Here is a 19,705-nt window from a genome sequence, read left to right as displayed (position 1 = left end):
ACTGCCGCGCCCTGCCCAGCACACCCGAATTGTCTGCACCCCTACCCAGGGTCTGCGGATTCTGCTCGACGCCTTACCCGCGTCGGGGTACCCGAAAGGCATAGTCCCGTGACTATCGCGACCCGAAGCTCTGCGCTCCTCACTCGCATCCTTGCGGCGACCCTTGCGCTGAGCGTCGCCGTCTTCGGGATCACGATCGTCTCCGAGGTCGTCGCTGCCCCGCAGGCCGCCGTCGCCGACGGCGCCGGCCAGCCCTTCGCCTGCCTCACCCCGACCTTCTTCTCGCTGACAAGCGACGGCAATCAGACCCAGCTCTACAAGGGCACCTTCGACAACGCCGGTCTCGCCCAGTTCACCGCCTTCGGCCCGAACCAGACCGGGGCAAACGTCTACAACGCGATGGGGTTCAACCCGATCGACAACTTCCTCTACGGCACCGTCGCCTCCGGATCGACCTCCGCGGCGATAGTGCGCATCGACAGCGCCGGGGCGATCATCCCGATCACGCAGCCGGCGACGCTGCCCTCCGGCTACAGCACCCTCTGGGACAGCGGCACCTTCGATACCGCAGGCAACTACTACGTGGCATCCGGAAACGCGGGCGGAGCCAACGCGCTCAAGATCTACAAGGTGTCCGGTCTCGCCACTGCCTCCGCCGCCACTCCGCCGGTGCTCACGACTCTCACCTTCCCCGCGGGCACCACCATCAGCTACGCCGACCTCGCGTTCAAGGACGGCTTCCTGTGGGCGCACTCCTACGGCGGATCGATCTTCTACCGCATCGGCCTCCCGACAAGCGGAACCGCGCTCACGGTGACCGCGGTCACGTCCACCGCGATCCCGGCGGCCTCTTACGGGTCGGCGCTCACCCTCAACAACGGCAACCTCGGCTTCATCAAGACCGCGGACGGGACCGCGGCGGCATTCTTCCAGGTCGCGATCTCAAACCCGACCGGCACTCTCACCGCGGCATCCTTCACCCAGGTGAACACCGTGTCGGCCCCCACGAACAGCCGAAGCGACGCGACGAACTGCGAGGCCCAGCCCGCCAACCTCGGTGTCGTCAAGACCGGTCCCGCTGCGGTGCTCGTAAACGCCGCCGTCAGCTGGACCATCACCGTGCACAACTACGGACCCGGCCCCTCGTCGGGCTTCTCGGTCAAAGACACCCTGCCCGCCGGTATCGTCGGCGCGACGGCAACCAGTGCCGCGGCCACCTGCACGGCAGCCACCGGCGGGGTCATCACCTGTAGCGGCGGGGCCCTGGCCAATGGGGGCAACGCGGTCATCACGGTCACCGGCACGGCCCCGAACGCCGCCGCCGTACTCACCAATACGGCCACGGTCACCGGCTACGAGCTCGATACCGTGTCGTCCAACGACACCTCATCCGTCACCACCAACGTCGCGCCGACCCCGCTGACCGCCGCGAACGACTCCGGTTCGACCGGCTATCCCGCAGCAGCGACCACCCAGGCGACCGCTGTCACCATCAACGTGCTCGCGAACGACGTCGGTACCAACAAGACGGTCAGCGCCGTGACCGCTCCGGCGAACGGAACCGCCGTCATCACCGGCAGCGGCGTCGGCAACACCGTCACCTACACTCCCGCTGCCGGCTTCTCGGGCAGCGACAGCTTCAGCTACACGGTCACCGACCAGTACGGTCAGGTCAAGACGGCCACCGTCGCTGTCGTCGTCACCCCGAAGGCCTACAACGACACGATCGCGACCTCCACCAACACCCCCGCGACGATCAACGTGCTGGCGAACGACCCCGGTACCAACGAGACCGCTGCCGTCGGTACAGCACCGACCCACGGCGCCCTCAGCTTCGCGGCCAACGGCACCGTCACTTACACGCCGACCACCGGATACTCCGGCACAGACTCGTTCACCTACACGCAGACCGCGAACGGCGGCACCTCGACGGCCACGGTGAACATCACCGTCACGCCCCTCGCGGTGAACGACTCGTACACCACGCCTGTCAACGTGAGCGTGCCGGTCAGTGTGCTCGCCAACGACAAGGGCACGAGCATCACGGCCACGAAGCTGACGGATCCGGCCCACGGCTCCGTGACGATCGCGAGCAACGGCACCGGAACCTACGTGCCGGCCGCCGAGTTCACCGGCACCGACTCCTTCACCTACACGCTCAGTGGCACCGGCGGATCCGCCACGGCCACGGTCACCATCGTGGTCACCCCGACGGCCGCGAACGACTCGGCCAGCACCACTTCCACGGTCGCCGTCTCGGGCAACGTGCTCACCAACGACCACGGCACGAACCGCTCTGTCGCGGTCACCACCGCCCCCACCCACGGCACCGTCACGCTCAACCCCACCACCGGCGCCTATACCTACACGCCCACCGGCACTTTCTCGGGCGCGGATGTTTTCACCTACACCCTCACCGCCGATGGCGGCACCGCCACGGCGACAGTGTCGATCGCGGTCGCACCCACCGCGGTCAACGACACGGTGACGACCGGCGTCAACGTCGCCGTCTCCGGCAACATCGCGACGAACGACAACGGCTCGAACAAGTCCGTGGCCCTCGGCACCACGGTCGCCCACGGCACGCTGACCCTCGCCGCCTCCGGTGCCTACACCTACACTCCCAACACCAACTTCACCGGCACCGACTCCTTCACCTACACGCTCACCGCCGACGGCGGCACCTCGACCGCGACGGTGAACATCACCGTCACACCGCTCGCCGTCGACGACGCGTACACGACGCCCGCCGGCACCGCCGCGGCGCTCGCCGTACTAGCCAACGACAAGGGCACCAACAAGACCGCAGCGAAGCTCACCAACCCGGCCAACGGCACCCTCGTTCTTGCGGCGGATGGCACGGGCAGCTACACCCCGAACGCCGGCTTCTCCGGCACCGACTCCTTCACCTACACGCTCACCGGCGACGGCGGATCCGCCGTCGCCACCGTCACGATTACGGTCTCCCCAGTGGCCGTCGCCGACACTCTCAGCACCCCGGTCAACACGGCGGCGACGGGCAACCTGCTCACGAACGACCTCGGCACGGGCAAGTCTGCGGCCGTGACATCCGGAGCCAGCCACGGATCGTTCGTGCTCAACTCCTCGACCGGTGCGTACACATATACCCCGACCGCCGGCTACTCCGGCCCCGACTCGGTGAGCTACACCCTCACCGCGGCGGGCGGCAGCTCCTCGAGCATCCTCACCATCTCGGTCACGCCGAAGGCGACCGACGACAGCGCCACTACGAACGCGAACACCGCGATCACCATCCCGGGCGCGACCCTGGTGGCGAACGACGGCGGATCCGGCCTCACCATCACCTCGGTGAGCGCGGCGGTCAACGGCACGATCGCCTTCAACGGCGGCAACCCCACCTTCACCCCGACCACCGGTTTCTCGGGAACGGCCAGCTACCAGTACAACGCCACGGATTCGGCGGGCAAGACCTCCGCTGCCATCGTGACCATCACGGTGTTGCCGATCGCCGCCGCCGACTCGATCACGACGAACGCGAACACCGCGGTCACCTCGTCGACCCTCGTCGCCAACGATGCGGGCACCGGCCTCACGGTCACCGCGGTCTCGACCCCCGTCAACGGTTCCGTCATCCTGAACGGGGGCAGCCCGATCTTCACCCCCGCCACCGGCTTCTCCGGCGTCGGTTCGTATTCATACACGGCGACGGATGCCGCGGGCAGGACCACCTCGGCGACCGTCACGGTCACCGTGCTGCCGATCGCGGCCGCGGACGCCCGCACCACGAACGCGAACACCGCCCTCACGCTCTCGAACCTCACGGCGAACGATGCCGGGACCGGCCTCACGGTCACCTCCGTCGGCAGCGCGGTGAACGGCACCGTCGTCGTCAACGGTGGCAGCCCGATCTTCACCCCGGCCAACAACTTCTCTGGCACGGCGTCGTTCGTGTACACGGCCACGGATGCCTCCGGCAAGACGACGTCGGCAACTGTCACCATCACGGTGCTGCCGGTAGCGGCGAACGACGCGGTCACCACCAACGCGAACACCGCCGTCACAGTCGCGACCCTCACCGGGAACGATGCGGGCACCGGCCTCACGGTCACCGCGGTCTCCTCTGGCGTGAACGGCACTGTCGCTCTGAACGGTGGCAGCCCGATCTTCACCCCGACGACGGGCTTCTCGGGGACAGCGTCGTATGGCTATACCGCGACGGACGCTTCGGGAAAGACCAGCTCCGCGACAGTGACCGTCACCGTGCTTCCGACCACGGTTGCTGACACCGCCACCACCACCGCGAACACCCCAGTGACCAGCGCCACCCTCACAGGGAATGACGCGGGTATCGGCCTTACGGTGACGGCGGTTTCTTCCCCGGTGAACGGCACCGTCGTGCTGAACTCGGGTGCGCCGATCTTCACCCCGACGGCCGGCTTCTCTGGCACCGCTTCGTATGCGTACACGGCCACCGACACCGCCGGCCGGTCGGCGAACTCGACGGTCACGGTCAGCGTGCTTCCGGTCGCGGCGGCGGACGTTCGCAGCACGAACGCGAACACCCCTGTCACTGTTTCGAACCTCACGGCGAACGATGCCGGCTCCGGCTTGACCGTCACCGCGGTCTCCGCGCCGGTGAACGGCACCGTCGTGCTCAACGGTGGGGCCCCGATCTTCACCCCGACCACGAACTTCTCCGGCACCGGTTCCTTCAGCTACACCGCCACCGACACCGCGGGCAAGACGGCCACCGCGACCGTGACGATCACGGTCCTTCCGGTCGCGTCCGGCGATGCCGGCACCACGAACGCGAACACCCCGGTCACCTTCACCACCCTCCCGGCGAACGATGCCGGGTCGGCGCTCACTGTCACGGCGGTCGGTTCGGCCACGAACGGCACTGTCGCTCTGAACGGTGGCAGCCCGGTGTTCACTCCGGCGAACAACTTCTCCGGCACCGGATCGTTCGGTTACACGGCCACCGACACGTCCGGGAAGACGACCACCGCGACGGTCACGGTCACGGTCCTCCCGACCGCGTCGGCGGATGGTGCGGCGACCGGGGTGAACGTGCCGGTCACGATCCTCGGCATGATCCTGGTCAGTAACGATGCCGGCTCCGGCCTGACCGTCACCGCGGTCGGCGCTGCGACGAACGGCAGTGTCGCCTTCAATGGCGGTAACCCGATCTTCACCCCGGCTCTCGGGTTCTCCGGCACCGCCTCGTTCGGCTACACCGCCACCGACACCGCCGGGAAGACCACCACGGCGACGGTCACCGTCACGGTCACCCCCGGTGCGGTCAACGACAGCGCGAGCACCGTCGTGGACTTGACCCTCACCATCCCGGCCGCGACCCTCCTGGCGAACGACTCCGGCTCCGGGCTCACGATCACCGGCGTCTCCACCCCGGTCAATGGCACCGTTTCGCTGAACGCGAGCGGCAACCCCGTCTTCGTCCCCACCGCCAACTTCTCTGGCGCGGCATCCTTCGTATACACCGCGACCGACTCGTCCAACCGCACCAGCACCGCGACCGTCGCCGTGACGGTGGTGCCGAAGGCCGTCGCCGACGTCGCGACCACGAACGCGAACACCGCTGTCACCTCCGCGGCCTCCGCCCTGCTCGCCAACGACCGCGGCACCGGCCTCACCATCACCGCAGTGGCGAACGGCACGAACGGAACGGTTTCCCTGGTCTCCGGCAGCCCGGTCTTCACCCCGACCGCGAACTTCTCGGGTGCGGCGACCTATGGCTACACGGCGACGGATGCCGCGGGTGCGACCTCCTCGACGACCGTGACGGTGACGGTTCTTCCGGTCGCTGCCGCGGATGCCCGCACCACCAACGCGAACACCGCGATCACGAGCTCCGACCTGGTTGCGAATGACGCGGGCACCGGCCTCACGGTCACCGCGGTCTCCGCACCGGTCAACGGAACTGTCGTCGTCAACGGGGGCAGCCCGATCTTCACCCCGACGACCAACTTCTCCGGAGTCGCCAGCTACGGCTACACGGCGACCGACGGCAGCGGCAAGACCACCTCGGCGACCGTCACTGTCGCCGTGCTTCCGGTTGCTGCCGCCGACTCGGCGACGACGAACGCGAACACCCCGGTCACGAGCTCGACCCTCACCGCGAATGACGCGGGCACCGGCCTCACGGTCACCGCGGTCTCCACCCCGGTGAACGGCACCGTCGTGCTCAACGCTGGCAGCCCGGTCTTCACCCCGGCGGCGAACTTCTCCGGCACCGCGAGCTACGGCTACACCGCCACCGACGGCAACGGCAAGACCACCTCCGCCTCCGTCACTGTCACGGTCCTGCCGGTCGCGGCCGCCGATGCCCGCACCACGAACGCGAACACCGCCATCACCCTCTCTACCCTCACCGCGAACGACGCCGGCACCGGCCTCACCGTCACCGCAGTCTCCACCCCGGTCAACGGCACCGTCGCACTCAACGGCGGCAGCCCGGTCTTCACGCCGACCGCCGGCTTCTCCGGCACCGCATCGTTCACCTACACGGCCACCGACGGCGCCGGCAAGACCACCTCCGCCACCGTCACGATCACCGTGCTCCCGGTCGCCGTCGCGGACGCGAAGACCACCACGGCGAACACCGCCACCACCCTGTCGACCCTCACGACGAACGACGCCGGATCTGGCCTGACGGTGACCGCGGTCTCCGCGCCGGTCAACGGCACCGTCGTGCTGAACTCGGGCAGCCCGATCTTCACCCCGACCGCCGGGTTCTCCGGAACGGCATCCTTCTCTTACACGGCCAGGGACTCGTCCGGGCAGTCCGCCAGCGCCACGGTCACCATCACCGTGTCGCCCACCGCGTCTCCCGACACGGCGACTACGACGGCGAACACCGCCGTCACAATCCCGGGAGCGTCCCTCGTCGCCAATGACGCGGGCACCGGCCTCACGGTCACCGCGGTCGGCTCCGTGAGCAACGGCACCGTCATCCTCAACGCCGGTAACCCGATCTTCACGCCGGCCACGGGCTACTCCGGACCGGCGGTGTTCTCGTACTCCGCGACCGACACCAGCGGCTCGATCGTCTCGTCGACGGTCACCGTCGCGGTGCGTCCGACCGCCGCTGCGGATGCGAAGGCCACGACCGCGAACACCGCGGTCACCATTCCTGCGGCGTCCCTCACCACGAACGACATCGGTTCGAACCTCTCCGTCACCGCGGTGGGCGCCCCGGTGAACGGCACCGTCGCACTGAACGCTGGTGGCAACCCGGTCTTCACGCCGGCAACCGGCTTCTCGGGCACCGCATCGTTCGCCTACACCGTCACCGACGCGTCCGGCCAGATCGCGACATCCAGCGTCACCGTCTCGGTGCTGCCGTCGGCGGTCGCCGACACCGCGACAACGAACGCGAACACGGCCATCACACTCTCGACCCTCACCGGCAACGACGCAGGTACGGGCCTCACGGTCACCGCGGTCGGCGCAGCGACCAACGGAACGGTTACCCTCAACGGTGGCAACCCCATCTTCACGCCGACCGCCGGCTTCTCCGGCAGCGGGTCGTTCCCGTACTCGGCGACCGACGCCAACGGATCCACGACGACCGCCACCGTCACGATCACGGTTCTGCCGATCGCCGCCGGCGACTCGCGCTCCACCACCGCCAACACCCCGGTCACCCTCTCGACCCTCACCGCGAACGACGCGGGCACCGGCCTCACCATCACTGCGGTCGGCGCAGCGACCAACGGAACGGTCACCCTGAACGGTGGCAACCCGATCTTCACGCCGACCCCCGGCTTCTCCGGCCCGGCAAGCTTCGCTTACACGATCACCGACGGCACCGGCAAGACCAGCTCCGCCGCCGTCGGCATCACGGTTCTTCCGGTCGCGTCTGCGGATGCCGTCGCCACGAACGCGAACACGGCCGTCTCGACCACCGGCGCCGCTCTCGTCGCCAATGACGCCGGATCCTCCCTCACCGTCACCGCGGTATCGTCGCCGACCCGCGGCACCGTCGCCCTCACCGCGGGCAACGCGGTCTTCACCCCGGCCGCGAACTTCTCGGGCCAGGCGTCCTACACGTACACGGCCACCGATGCGTCTGGCAGCACCACTTCCGCCACGGTGACCGTCATCGTGCGGCCGACCGTCGCTCCGGATTCGGCCACCACCACTGCGAACACGGCCGTCACCGTCTCGACCCTCACCGCGAACGACTCCGGATCCGGCCTCAGCGTGACCGCGGTCGGCACCCCGGTCAACGGCACCGTCGTGCTCACGAGCGGCAACGCGGTCTTCACCCCGGCCGCGGGCTTCTCGGGCGCCGCCTCCTTCGGCTACACGGCGACGGATGCGGCGGGCCAGACCGCGACCTCCACCGTCACCGTCACCGTGCTCCCGGTCTCCGCCGGCGATGCCACCTCGATGAACGCCAACACCACGATCTCGCTCGCCGGATCGGACCTCACCGCGAACGACGCCGGCACCGGTCTCACAGTCTCCGGCGTCTCGGCGCCGGTCAACGGAATGGTCTCCCTCACGGCAGGCAACCCGAGCTTCACCGCCACCCCCGGCTTCTCCGGGATCGCGAGCTTCGTGTACACCGCGACGGACGCCGCGGGCAAGTCCACCAGTGCCACCGTCACGATCACCGTGTTGCCCGTCGCCGCCGCAGACTCCGCGTCGACGAACGCGAATACCCCGGTCACGCTGTCGACCCTCACGGCGAACGATGCCGGCACCGGCCTCACCGTGACCGCGGTCTCGAGCCCCACCAACGGCACGGTCACCCTCAACGCTGGCAGCCCGATCTTCACTCCGACCTCCGGCTTCTCCGGCACGGCATCCTTCGTATACACGGCCACCGACGGCAATAACCGCACGAGCTCGGCCACCGTCACGGTCACCGTGCGTCCGGGCGCCGTCGGGGATGCCCGCACCACGAACGCGAACACTGCGATCACCATCCCCGACCTCACCGCCAACGATCTCGGAGCCGGCCTCGCCGTCACCGCGGTTTCGGCCCCGGTCAACGGCTCGGTCACTCTGAACTCAGGCAGCCCGATCTTCAGCCCGGCAGCGAACTTCTCCGGTACCGCGACCTACCTGTACACCGCGACGGATGGCTCCGGCCAGGCTTCCTCGGCCACCGTCACCATCACCGTGCTTCCGATCGCCGCCGGGGACGCCCGCACCACGAACGCGAACACCCCGATCACCACCTCCGACCTGGTCGCCAACGACGCCGGTACCGGCCTCACGGTCACGGCGGTCGGCTCCGCGGTCAACGGCGCCGCCGCGCTCAACAGTGGCAGCCCGATCTTCACCCCGACCACGAACTTCTCCGGTACCGGTTCGTACTCGTACACCGCCACCGACGGCTCGGGTAAGGCGACTTCGGCGACCGTCACGATCACGGTGCTTCCGATCGCCGCCGCCGATGCGAAGACGACCAACGCGAACACCGCCATCACCCTCTCGACTCTCACGGCGAACGACGCAGGCAGCGGCCTTACGGTCACCGCGGTCTCCGCGCCGGTGAACGGCACGGTCTCCCTCAACGGTGGCAGCCCGATCTTCACCCCGACGGCGAATTTCTCCGGTACCGCATCCTTCGGCTACACCGCCACCGATGCTTCTGGCAAGACGACCGCCGCGACGGTGACGATCACGGTCCTTCCGATCGCTACAGCGGATGCCGGTACGACGAACGCGAACACCCCGGTCACTTTCACGACCCTCACGGGCAACGATGCGGGCACCGGCCTGACCGTCACCGCCGTTTCGGCTCCGGTCAACGGCACCGTCGCGCTGAACGCGGGCAGCCCGATCTTCAGCCCGGCGAACAACTTCTCCGGCACCGCCTCCTTCGGTTACACGGCCACCGATTCGGCTGGCAAGATCACCTCCGCGACGGTCACGGTGACCGTGCTGCCCGTCACCGGCGCCGACTCCGCGACCACGGGTGTGAACGTGCCGGTCACGATCCTGGCACTCACCCTGCTCGGTAACGATGCGGGCTCGAGCCTCGCCGTCACCGCCGTCTCCTCCGCGGTGAACGGCACCGTCGTGCTCAACGGCGGCAGCCCCCGGTTCACCCCGGCCCTCGGATTCTCGGGCATCGCGAGCTTCGTCTACACGGCGACCGACTCCGCCGGCGCCACCAGCTCCGCCACCGTGACGGTCACCGTCACCCCGGGTGCCGGCAATGACACGGCGACCACCACTGTCGACGTCACCACCACTCTCCTCGCCTCCGACCTGCTGGCCAACGACAGCGGATCCGGCCTGCACATCACCGGCGTCTCCACCCCGGTGAACGGCACCGTCACCCTCAACGCGACTGGCAACCCGGTCTTCGTGCCGACCCCGAACTTCTCCGGCGCCGCGAGCTTCCAGTACACGGTGGCCGACTCCGCCGGCACCCTCTCGACGGCGACCGTCGCGGTGACGGTGGCGCCGAAGGCCTTCGCGGACAACGCGACCACGAACGCGAACACCGCTGTCACCTCCGCGGCATCCGCTCTCCTCGCCAACGACCGGGGCACCGGCCTCAGCATCACGTCGGTGACGAACGGCACCAACGGAACGGTCGCGATCGTCTCCGGCAACCCGCTCTTCACCCCGACCGCGAACTTCTCGGGTGCGGCGACCTACGGCTACACGGTGACGGATGCTGCGGGTGCGACCTCCTCGACGACCGTGACGGTCACCGTGCTCCCGGTCGTCGCCGCCGATGCTCGCACGACGAACGCGAACACCGCGATCACGAGCTCCGACCTGGTTGCGAATGACGCGGGCACCGGCCTCACGGTCACCGCGGTCTCCGGCGCGGTGAATGGCAGTGTCAGCCTCAACGGTGGCAGCCCGATCTTCACCCCGACGACCAACTTCTCCGGCGTCGCGGGTTACAGCTACACAGCCACCGACGGCAGCGGCAAGACCAGCTCCGCCACCGTGATCGTGACGGTGCTTCCGGCCGCCGCCGCCGACTCGGCGACGACGAACGCGAACACCCCGGTCACCTCGTCGACTCTGGTCGCGAATGACGCGGGCAGTGGCCTCACCGTCACCGCGGTCGCTACCCCGGTGAACGGCATAGTCGTCCTGAATGGTGGCAGCCCGATCTTCACCCCGGCGAGCAACTTCTCCGGCACCGGGTCCTACTCGTACTCGGCGACCGATGGCAACGGCAAGACCACGGCCGCCACGGTCACGGTCACCGTGCTTCCGGTCGCGGCGGCGGACGTTCGCAGCACGAACGCGAACACCCCTGTCACTGTTTCGAACCTCACGGGCAATGATGCCGGCTCCGGCTTGACCGTCACGGCGGTCAGCACCTCGGTGAACGGCACCGTCGTGCTCAACGGTGGGGCCCCGATCTTCACCCCGACCACGAACTTCTCCGGCACCGGTTCCTTCAGCTACACCGCCACCGACACCGCGGGCAAGACGGCCACCGCGACCGTGACGATCACGGTCCTTCCGGTCGCGTCCGGCGATGCCGGCACCACGAACGCGAACACCCCGGTGACCTTCACCACCCTCCCGGCGAACGATGCCGGGTCGGCGCTCACTGTCACGGCGGTCGGTTCGGCCACGAATGGCACTGTCGCTCTGAACGGTGGCAGCCCGGTGTTCACTCCGGCGAACAACTTCTCCGGCACCGGATCGTTCGGTTACACGGCCACCGACACGTCCGGGAAGACGACCACCGCGACGGTCACGGTCACGGTCCTCCCGACCGCGTCGGCGGATGGTGCGGCGACCGGGGTGAACGTGCCGGTCACGATCCTCGGCATGACCCTGGTCGGTAACGATGCCGGCACCGGCCTGACCGTCACCGCGGTCGGCACCCCGGTCAACGGGACCGTCGTCCTCAACGGCGGTAACCCGATCTTCACCCCGGCTCTCGGATTCTCCGGCACCGCCTCGTTCGGCTACACGGCCACCGACACCGCCGGCAAGACCACCACGGCGACGGTCACCGTCACCGTGACCCCCGGCGCCGTCAACGACAGCGCGAGCACCGTCGTGGACTTGACCCTCACCATCCCCGCCGCGACCCTCCTGGCGAACGACTCCGGCTCCGGGCTCACGATCACCGGCGTCTCCACCCCGGTCAATGGCACCGTTTCGCTGAACGCGAGCGGCAACCCCGTCTTCGTCCCTGCACCGAACTTCTCCGGGATCACGAGTTTCCAGTACTCGGCCACCGATTCCGCCAGCCACACCACGACGGCCACTGTGACGGTCACGGTCGTGCCGAAGGCGCTTCCGGATGTCGTGACCGCCACCGCGAACACCGCTCTCAGTACCGCGGCATCCGCCCTGCTCGCCAACGACCGCGGCACCGGCCTCAGCATCACCGCCGTGGCGAACGGTACGAACGGCACGGTTTCCCTGGTCTCCGGCAGCCCGGTCTTCACCGCGGCCGCGAACTTCTCGGGCCAGGCCACCTACGGCTACACGATCACCGATGGCAACGGTTCCTCCAGCAGCACGACCGTCACGGTCACGGTGCTCCCGGTCGCCGCCGGCGACTCGGCCACGACGAACGCGAACACGGCGATCACCAACTCGACCCTCACCGCGAACGACGCCGGCACCGGCCTCACCGTCACCGCCGTCGGTTCGGCCACCAACGGCACCGTCGCCCTGAACGGTGGCAGCCCGGTCTTCACCCCGGCGACCGGCTTCTCCGGCACGGCCAGCTACGCCTACACCGCGACCGACGGCAGCGGCAAGACCACGGCCGCCACGGTCACGGTCACGGTTCTGCCGGTCGCCGCCGGCGACTCGGCCACGACGAACGCGAACACGGCGATCACCAACTCGACCCTCACCGCGAACGACGCCGGCACCGGCCTCACCGTCACCGCCGTCGGTTCGGCCACCAACGGAACCGTCGCCCTCAACGGTGGCAGCCCGATCTTCACCCCGGCCACCGGCTTCTCCGGCACCGCGGGCTACGGCTACACGGCGACCGACGGCTCGGGCAAGTCCACTTCGGCCACGGTGACCGTCACGGTCCTGCCGATCGCGGCCGCCGATGCTCGCACCACGAACGCGAACACCGCGATCACCAGCTCCGACCTCACCGTGAACGATGCGGGCACCGGCCTCACGGTCACCGCCGTCTCCGGCCCGGTGAACGGCACCGTCGCCCTGAACGGTGGCAGCCCGATCTTCACCCCGGCGACCGGCTTCTCCGGCACGGCCAGCTACGGCTACACCGCCACCGACGGCAACGGCAAGACCTCGTCCGCCACGGTCACCATCACTGTCCTCCCCGTCGCGGTCGCGGATGCGAAGACCACCACCGCGAACACCGCCGTCGGGCTCTCGACCCTCACCGCGAACGACGCCGGTTCGGCCCTCACGGTCACCGCGGTCTCTTCTCCGGTGAACGGTGCCGTCGCCCTGAATGGCGGCAGCCCGATCTTCACCCCGACCGTCGGGTTCTCCGGTGCGGCATCCTTCGTGTACACCGCCAAGGACTCGTCCGGCCAGTCCACCAGCGCCACGGTCACTATCACCGTGCTGCCGACCGCCAGCGGCGACTCCGCGTCGACCGGCGTGAACACCCCGGTCACGATCCCCGGGACGGCCCTTGTCGCCAATGACGCCGGCACCGGCCTCACGGTCACCAGCGTCGGCCCCGCGGTCAACGGTTCTGTCACCCTGAACGCGGGCAACCCGCGCTTCACCCCGGTCGCCGGCTTCTCGGGCGTCGCCACCTTCGGGTACACCGCGACCGATGCTGCGGGGGCCACCACTTCGGCCACCGTCACCGTCACGGTTGCCCCGGGCGCCGGCAATGACAGCGCCACCACCGTGGTCGACGTCACCGTCATCATCCCCGCCGCCGACCTCCTCGCGAACGACTCCGGCACCGGCCTCACGGTCACCGCGGTCTCCACCCCGGTGAACGGCACAGTCTCGCTCGACGCGAGTGGTGCCGTCGTGTTCGTGCCGACCGCGAACTTCTCCGGCCCGGCGTCCTTCCGCTACACCGCCACCGACTCGCTCGGCACCACGACGGTCGCGACCGTCGCCGTGACCGTGCTGCCGAAGGCCGTCGCCGACACCACTACGACCACCGCCAACACGGCCGTCACGTCCGCGGCCTCCGCCCTTCTCGCTAACGACCGCGGCACCGGGCTCACCGTCACCGCCGTGTCCAACGCCAAGCACGGCAGCATCGCCCTGGTGGCGGGCAGCCCGGTCTTCACCCCGGCCACCGGGTATTCCGGTCAGGCTTCCTTCGGCTACGCGCTGACGGATGCCGCGGGCGCAACCTCCACCGCGACGGTCACGGTCACCGTGCTCCCGACCGCGGTCGCCGACGCCGTCTCGACGCCGGCGAACACCGCGGTCACCACTCCCGCCGCGGACCTCACCGCCAACGATCTCGGCACCGGAATCACGGTGGTCGCGGTGGCGAACGGCACTAACGGCACCGTCACCTTCACCGCCGGCAACCCGCGCTTCACCCCGACCGCGGGCTACTCCGGACCGGCCACCTACCAGTACACGGTGACGGATGCCGCGGGCAAGACCTCCAGCGCCACGGTCACGGTCACGGTGCGACCGGTCGCCGTCGACGACTCGGCAAGCACGACTGCGAACACCGCCCTCGCCATCCCGACCACCGACCTTGTCGCCAACGATCTCGGGGTCGGCCTTGTCGTCACAGCGGTCTCCGCCCCGGCCCACGGCACCGCCACTCTCGCATCCGGCACCGCCACCTTCACGCCGGCCACCGGCTTCTCCGGCCCGGCGAGCTTCGTCTACACCGCCACCGACTCGTCCGGCTCCACCGCCACCGCGACGGTCGCGATCACCGTCACACCGGTGGCCGTGAACGACAGCGCGACCACGAATGCGAACACCGCCATCACCAGCGCAGCGCTGGTCGGCAACGACTCGGGCTCCGGCCTCACCATCATGGCGGTCGGATCCGCGACCAACGGCACCGTCACGCTCGGCGGCGGCAGCCCCGTGTTCACCCCGGCAACCGGCTTCTCCGGCACCGGCTCCTACCGCTACACCGCGACCGATGCCGCGGGCGCGACCGCCTCGGCGATCGTCACGATCACCGTGCTCCCGATCGCCGCCCCCGACGTGGCCAGCACGAACGCCAACACCGCCGTCACGCTGTCGGCACTCACGGCCAATGACGCCGGTTCCGGTCTCACCGTCACGACCGTCGGCACCCCGGTCAACGGCACCGTCGTGCTGACCGCCGGCGCCCCGGTCTTCACCCCGGCGAACAACTTCTCGGGACCGGCATCATTCCGCTACTCGGCCACCGATGCCGCCGGCGCAGTCACCTCCAGCACCGTCGCCATCACCGTGCGCCCGGTCGCCGCGGCCGACACCGCCGCCACGAGCGCCAACACCGCAGTGACCGTGTCCGGAGCAACTCTCCTGGGCAACGATGCCGGATCCGCCCTCGCCATCACCGCGGTCGGCAACGCCATCCACGGCACGGTCGCGTTCAACGACGGCAACCCGGTCTTCACCCCGGCCAACAACTTCTCGGGCCCGGCGTCCTTCGGCTACACCGCCACCGACGCCAGTGGCACGACGACCAGCGCGAGCGTCACCGTCACGGTTACCCCGACCGCGGCGGCGGACGCCGCCACTACGAGCGCGAACACCCCGATCACCCTGTCGAACCTCGCCGGCAATGACGCAGGGAGCGGCCTCGCCGTCACCGCCGTCGGCAGCCCGGTGAACGGCACCGTCGCGCTCGGGGGCGGGAGCCCGGTCTTTTCTCCGGCAGCCGGCTTCTCCGGCACCGCGAGCTTCGGCTACACGGCCACCGACGGAAGCGGCGCCACCACCACCGCGACGGTCACGGTCACGGTCACCCCCACCGCCGCCTCCGACAGCGCGAGCACCACGGCGAATACCACGGTGGCCATCCCGACAGCCACCCTCACCGCCAATGACTCGGGATCCGCCCTCACCGTCACCGCGGTCTCCGGCGCGACCCACGGCACCGTCAGCCTGGCGGGCGGCAGCGCGGCGTTCACGCCGACTAACAACTACTCCGGCCCGGCCACCTTCTCGTACACCGCAGCCGACAGCTCCGGACGCACCGCCACCTCCACCGTCGCCATCACCGTGACCCCGACCTCGCTCGGCGACTCCTCGGCCACCGGCGTCGACGTTCCGCTCGTGATCCCCGGCGCCATTCTCGTCGCCAACGACGCCGGAACACTCCTCACCGTCACCGGCGTCTCCAGCCCGGTCAACGGCACGGTCACTCGCAACTCCGGCAACCCGCGCTTCACCCCGGCCGCCGGCTTCTCCGGTGTCGCCTCGTTCCAGTACACCGCGACGGATGCCTCCGGCGCCTCGACCACCTCCATGGTCACCGTCACGGTCTCCCCGGGCGCCGTCGATGACAACGGCAGCACGCCCGCTTCGACCCCGGTCACCTTCCCGGCCGCCACCATACTCGCCAACGACTCCGGCGCCGGCCTCACCGTCACCGGCGTCTCCAGCCCGGTCAACGGCACGGTCACTCTCAACTCGGGCAACCCGCGCTTCACCCCGGCAGCCGGCTTCTCCGGGGCGGCATCCTTCGCCTACACGGTCACCGACGGCGCCGGAAATGTGACCACCGCGATCGTCCACGTCACGGTCACGCCCACCGCCACGGCCGACTCCGTGTCCACCGACGCCGGCACTCCGGTGACGGTCGACGCGGCCGCCCTGCTCGGCAACGACACCGGATCCGCGCTCCAGCTCAGCAACGTCGGCAACCCGACCCACGGAACCGTCACACTGCTGGCGGGCCCCCTCTCGGCCCAGTTCGCTCCGGCCGTGGGCTTCTCCGGAACGGCGACCTTCGACTACACCGCAACGGATGCCGCCGGCCAGCAGGTCACCGCGACCGTCACCGTCGCCGTGCTCCCGACCGCGACGCCCGACCTTGCCTCCACGAACGCCGGCACCCCGATCACGATCGCGGGCCTCACCACAAATGACTCCGGAACCCTCCTCACCGTTACCGCGGTGGCCGGTGCGGTCGGCGGCACGGTCACTCTGAACGGGGGCACCCCGCGCTTCACTCCGGCTGCCGGGTTCTCCGGAATGGCCTCCTTCGGCTACACCGCCACCGACGGCAACGGTAGCTCCGTGGCATCCACCGTCACCATCACCGTGCTGCCGGTGGCCACTCCCGACACCGCGAGCACCCGGGGCGGAGCTGCCCTCAGCGTGCCGACCACCGACCTGCTCGGCGACGACCTCGGCACCGGCCTCACCCTCACCGGGGTCGGCACCCCGGTCAACGGCACGATCGCCCGCGACGGCGCCGGCAACCCGGTGTTCACCCCGTCCGCCGGCTTCTCAGGTCAGGCTTCCTTCGAATACACGGTCACGGATGCCGCGGGCCACAGTTCGACGGCGACCGTGACGATCACCGTGCTTCCCCTCGCCGTCGCCGACTCCGCAACAACGACTGCCGGCACGTCAATCACCCTCCCCGCGGCCACCCTGGTCGGCAACGACAGCGGTTCCGCCCTCGCCGTCACCTCGGTGGGCAGTCCGACCCACGGCACGGTCACGCGCACCGCGTCCGGCGACCCGGTCTTCACCCCGACCTCCGGCTACTCCGGCCCCGCGTCCTTCGACTACACGGCCACCGATTCCTCGGGTAACACCAGCCGCGCCACCGTGACCGTCACCGTGCTCCCGGTCGCCGCGCCCGACTCGGCTTCGACGACGACCGGCACCCCGGTCGCCCTCTCGGGCACCACCCTGGTCGGCAACGACTCCGGATCCTCCCTCACCGTCACCGCGGTCGGCAGCGCCGTCTCCGGCACGGTCACCCTCGGAGTAGGTGGGGCGGTCTTCACACCGACCGCCGGCTTCTCCGGTCCGGCGAACTTCGACTACACGGCGACGGATGCCTCGGGCAACTCCGTCACCGCGACCGTCACCATCGCCGTGCGGCCGGCCGCCACCGGCGACGCGCTCACCGTCACCGCCGGCGTTCCCGCGACGGTGAACGCCGCGACCCTCACCGGCAACGACCTGGGCAGCGGCCTCACCGTCACCGCGGTCACCTCCGCCACCCACGGCACCGTTTCGCTGGTCGCCGGTGTCGTCACCTTCACCCCGGCCTCCGGCTTCTCGGGCAACGCCACCTTCTCCTACACGGCGACGGACGCCTCGGGCCAGAACGTGACCGCGACCGTCGCGGTCACCGTGCTCCCGAGCGCCGCACCCGACACCCGCTCGACCACCGCCGGTATCGAGGTCGTCACCGCCACCGCCGCGCTCCTCGCCAATGACCTCGGCACCGCTCTCGCCGTGACGACGGTCGGCAACCCGGTGGGCGGCACCGTGAGTCTCGTCTCCGGCATCGTTCACTTCGTTCCCGCGGCGGGCTTCTCCGGCCAGGCCGCCTTCGACTACACGGTGACGGATGGCGCGGGCAACACCGCCACCACCACGGTCTCGATCGCGGTGAACCCGGTCGCCGTGGGAGACGTCGCCGACACGGTCACGGGCACCACGGTCGTCATCCCGGTGTTGGACAACGACCTCGGAAACGCGCTCGCGGTCAGCACCGTCTCAGCTTCGTCCCACGGCACCGTCTCGATCGTCACCGGGGGCATCAGCTACCAGCCGAATCCCGGCTTCTCCGGAGCCGATGTGTTCACCTACGTCATCACCGGCGACGGCGGCAGCTCGAGCGCGACCGTGCGCATCGCGGTCTCGCCCACTTCGGCCGGCGACGTCGGCACGACGGTGGCCGACCAGGCCGTCGACATCGACGTGCTCGCCAACGACACCGGTACCGGCTTCCAGATCACTGACTCCGGCACCCCCGCCCACGGCACGACGAGCATCGTCGCCGGTCGCATCCGCTATGTTCCCTCAGCGGGCTTCTCCGGCACCGACTCGTTCAGTTACACCGCCGAAGACGAAGCGGGGGTGCTGCGCACCGCGCTCGTCTCCGTGTTCGTCTCTCCGGTCTCCGTGCCCGACTCCGCCAGCGGGTGGGCTAACGCGCCGATGGTCATCGACCTCGATGGCAACGACATCGGGTCGAGCCTGCGAGTCACGAATATCGGCCTCCCGAGCAGAGGCTCTGCGCGAATTCAGCTCTCTGGAACGGTCGCATTCACGCCGCCGACGGGCTGGTCCGGAATCGCGACGATGGAGTACACGACCACCGACTGGGCCGGACTCACCACCACCAACCTGGCCACGATCACGATCCGCCCGACGGCGGCTCCGGATGCCGCGAAGACCCCGGCCGGCACGGCCGTGACCTTCCCGGTGCTCGGCAACGATGTGGGCACGGGTCTCACCGTCACCTCCGCTACGAAGCCCGCGCACGGCACGATCGCCATGGCGTCCGACGGCACGGCGACCTACACCCCCGACCCCGGCTGGTTCGGGCTCGAGACCTTGAGCTACACCGTCACCGATGCCGAGGGCAGCACCGCGACGACCACCGCCACCGTCACCGTGACGGCGCTCGGCTCCATCGGCCTCGCTTTCACCGGCAGCACCAAGTCCGGCAGCACCAAGACCGGCCTTGCCTACACCGGCCTCGCCTTCACCGGCGCGGACCCGTGGTCGATGATCGGGATCGGCGTCCTGTTGCTCATGCTCGGCGCGATGATCGTGATCGTGGCCCGACGCAACCGCACCGAGCCGTGAGAGGCACGGAGCCGCGAAACACCGTGGATTGGTAGAC

The 19,705-nt window shown here is 69.5% G+C and carries 1 protein-coding gene; it reads left to right on the top strand.

Features of this window, described 5'->3' with window-relative positions; all coding sequences use genetic code 11:
- The first annotated feature begins 108 nt into the window (after window positions 1-108).
- Window positions 109-19,668 carry an Ig-like domain-containing protein gene (locus ACVXZ4_RS17450; protein ID WP_461796048.1) on the top strand — a complete coding sequence of 6,520 codons (19,560 nt, stop codon included), beginning with the start codon at window positions 109-111 and terminating at the stop codon, window positions 19,666-19,668.
- The last annotated feature ends 37 nt before the right edge of the window (window positions 19,669-19,705 follow it).

Source organism: Lacisediminihabitans sp. FW035 (assembly GCF_054880895.1).
Note: the sequence above shows the minus strand (reverse complement) of the source record. Positions and strands in the feature narration are given on the sequence as shown.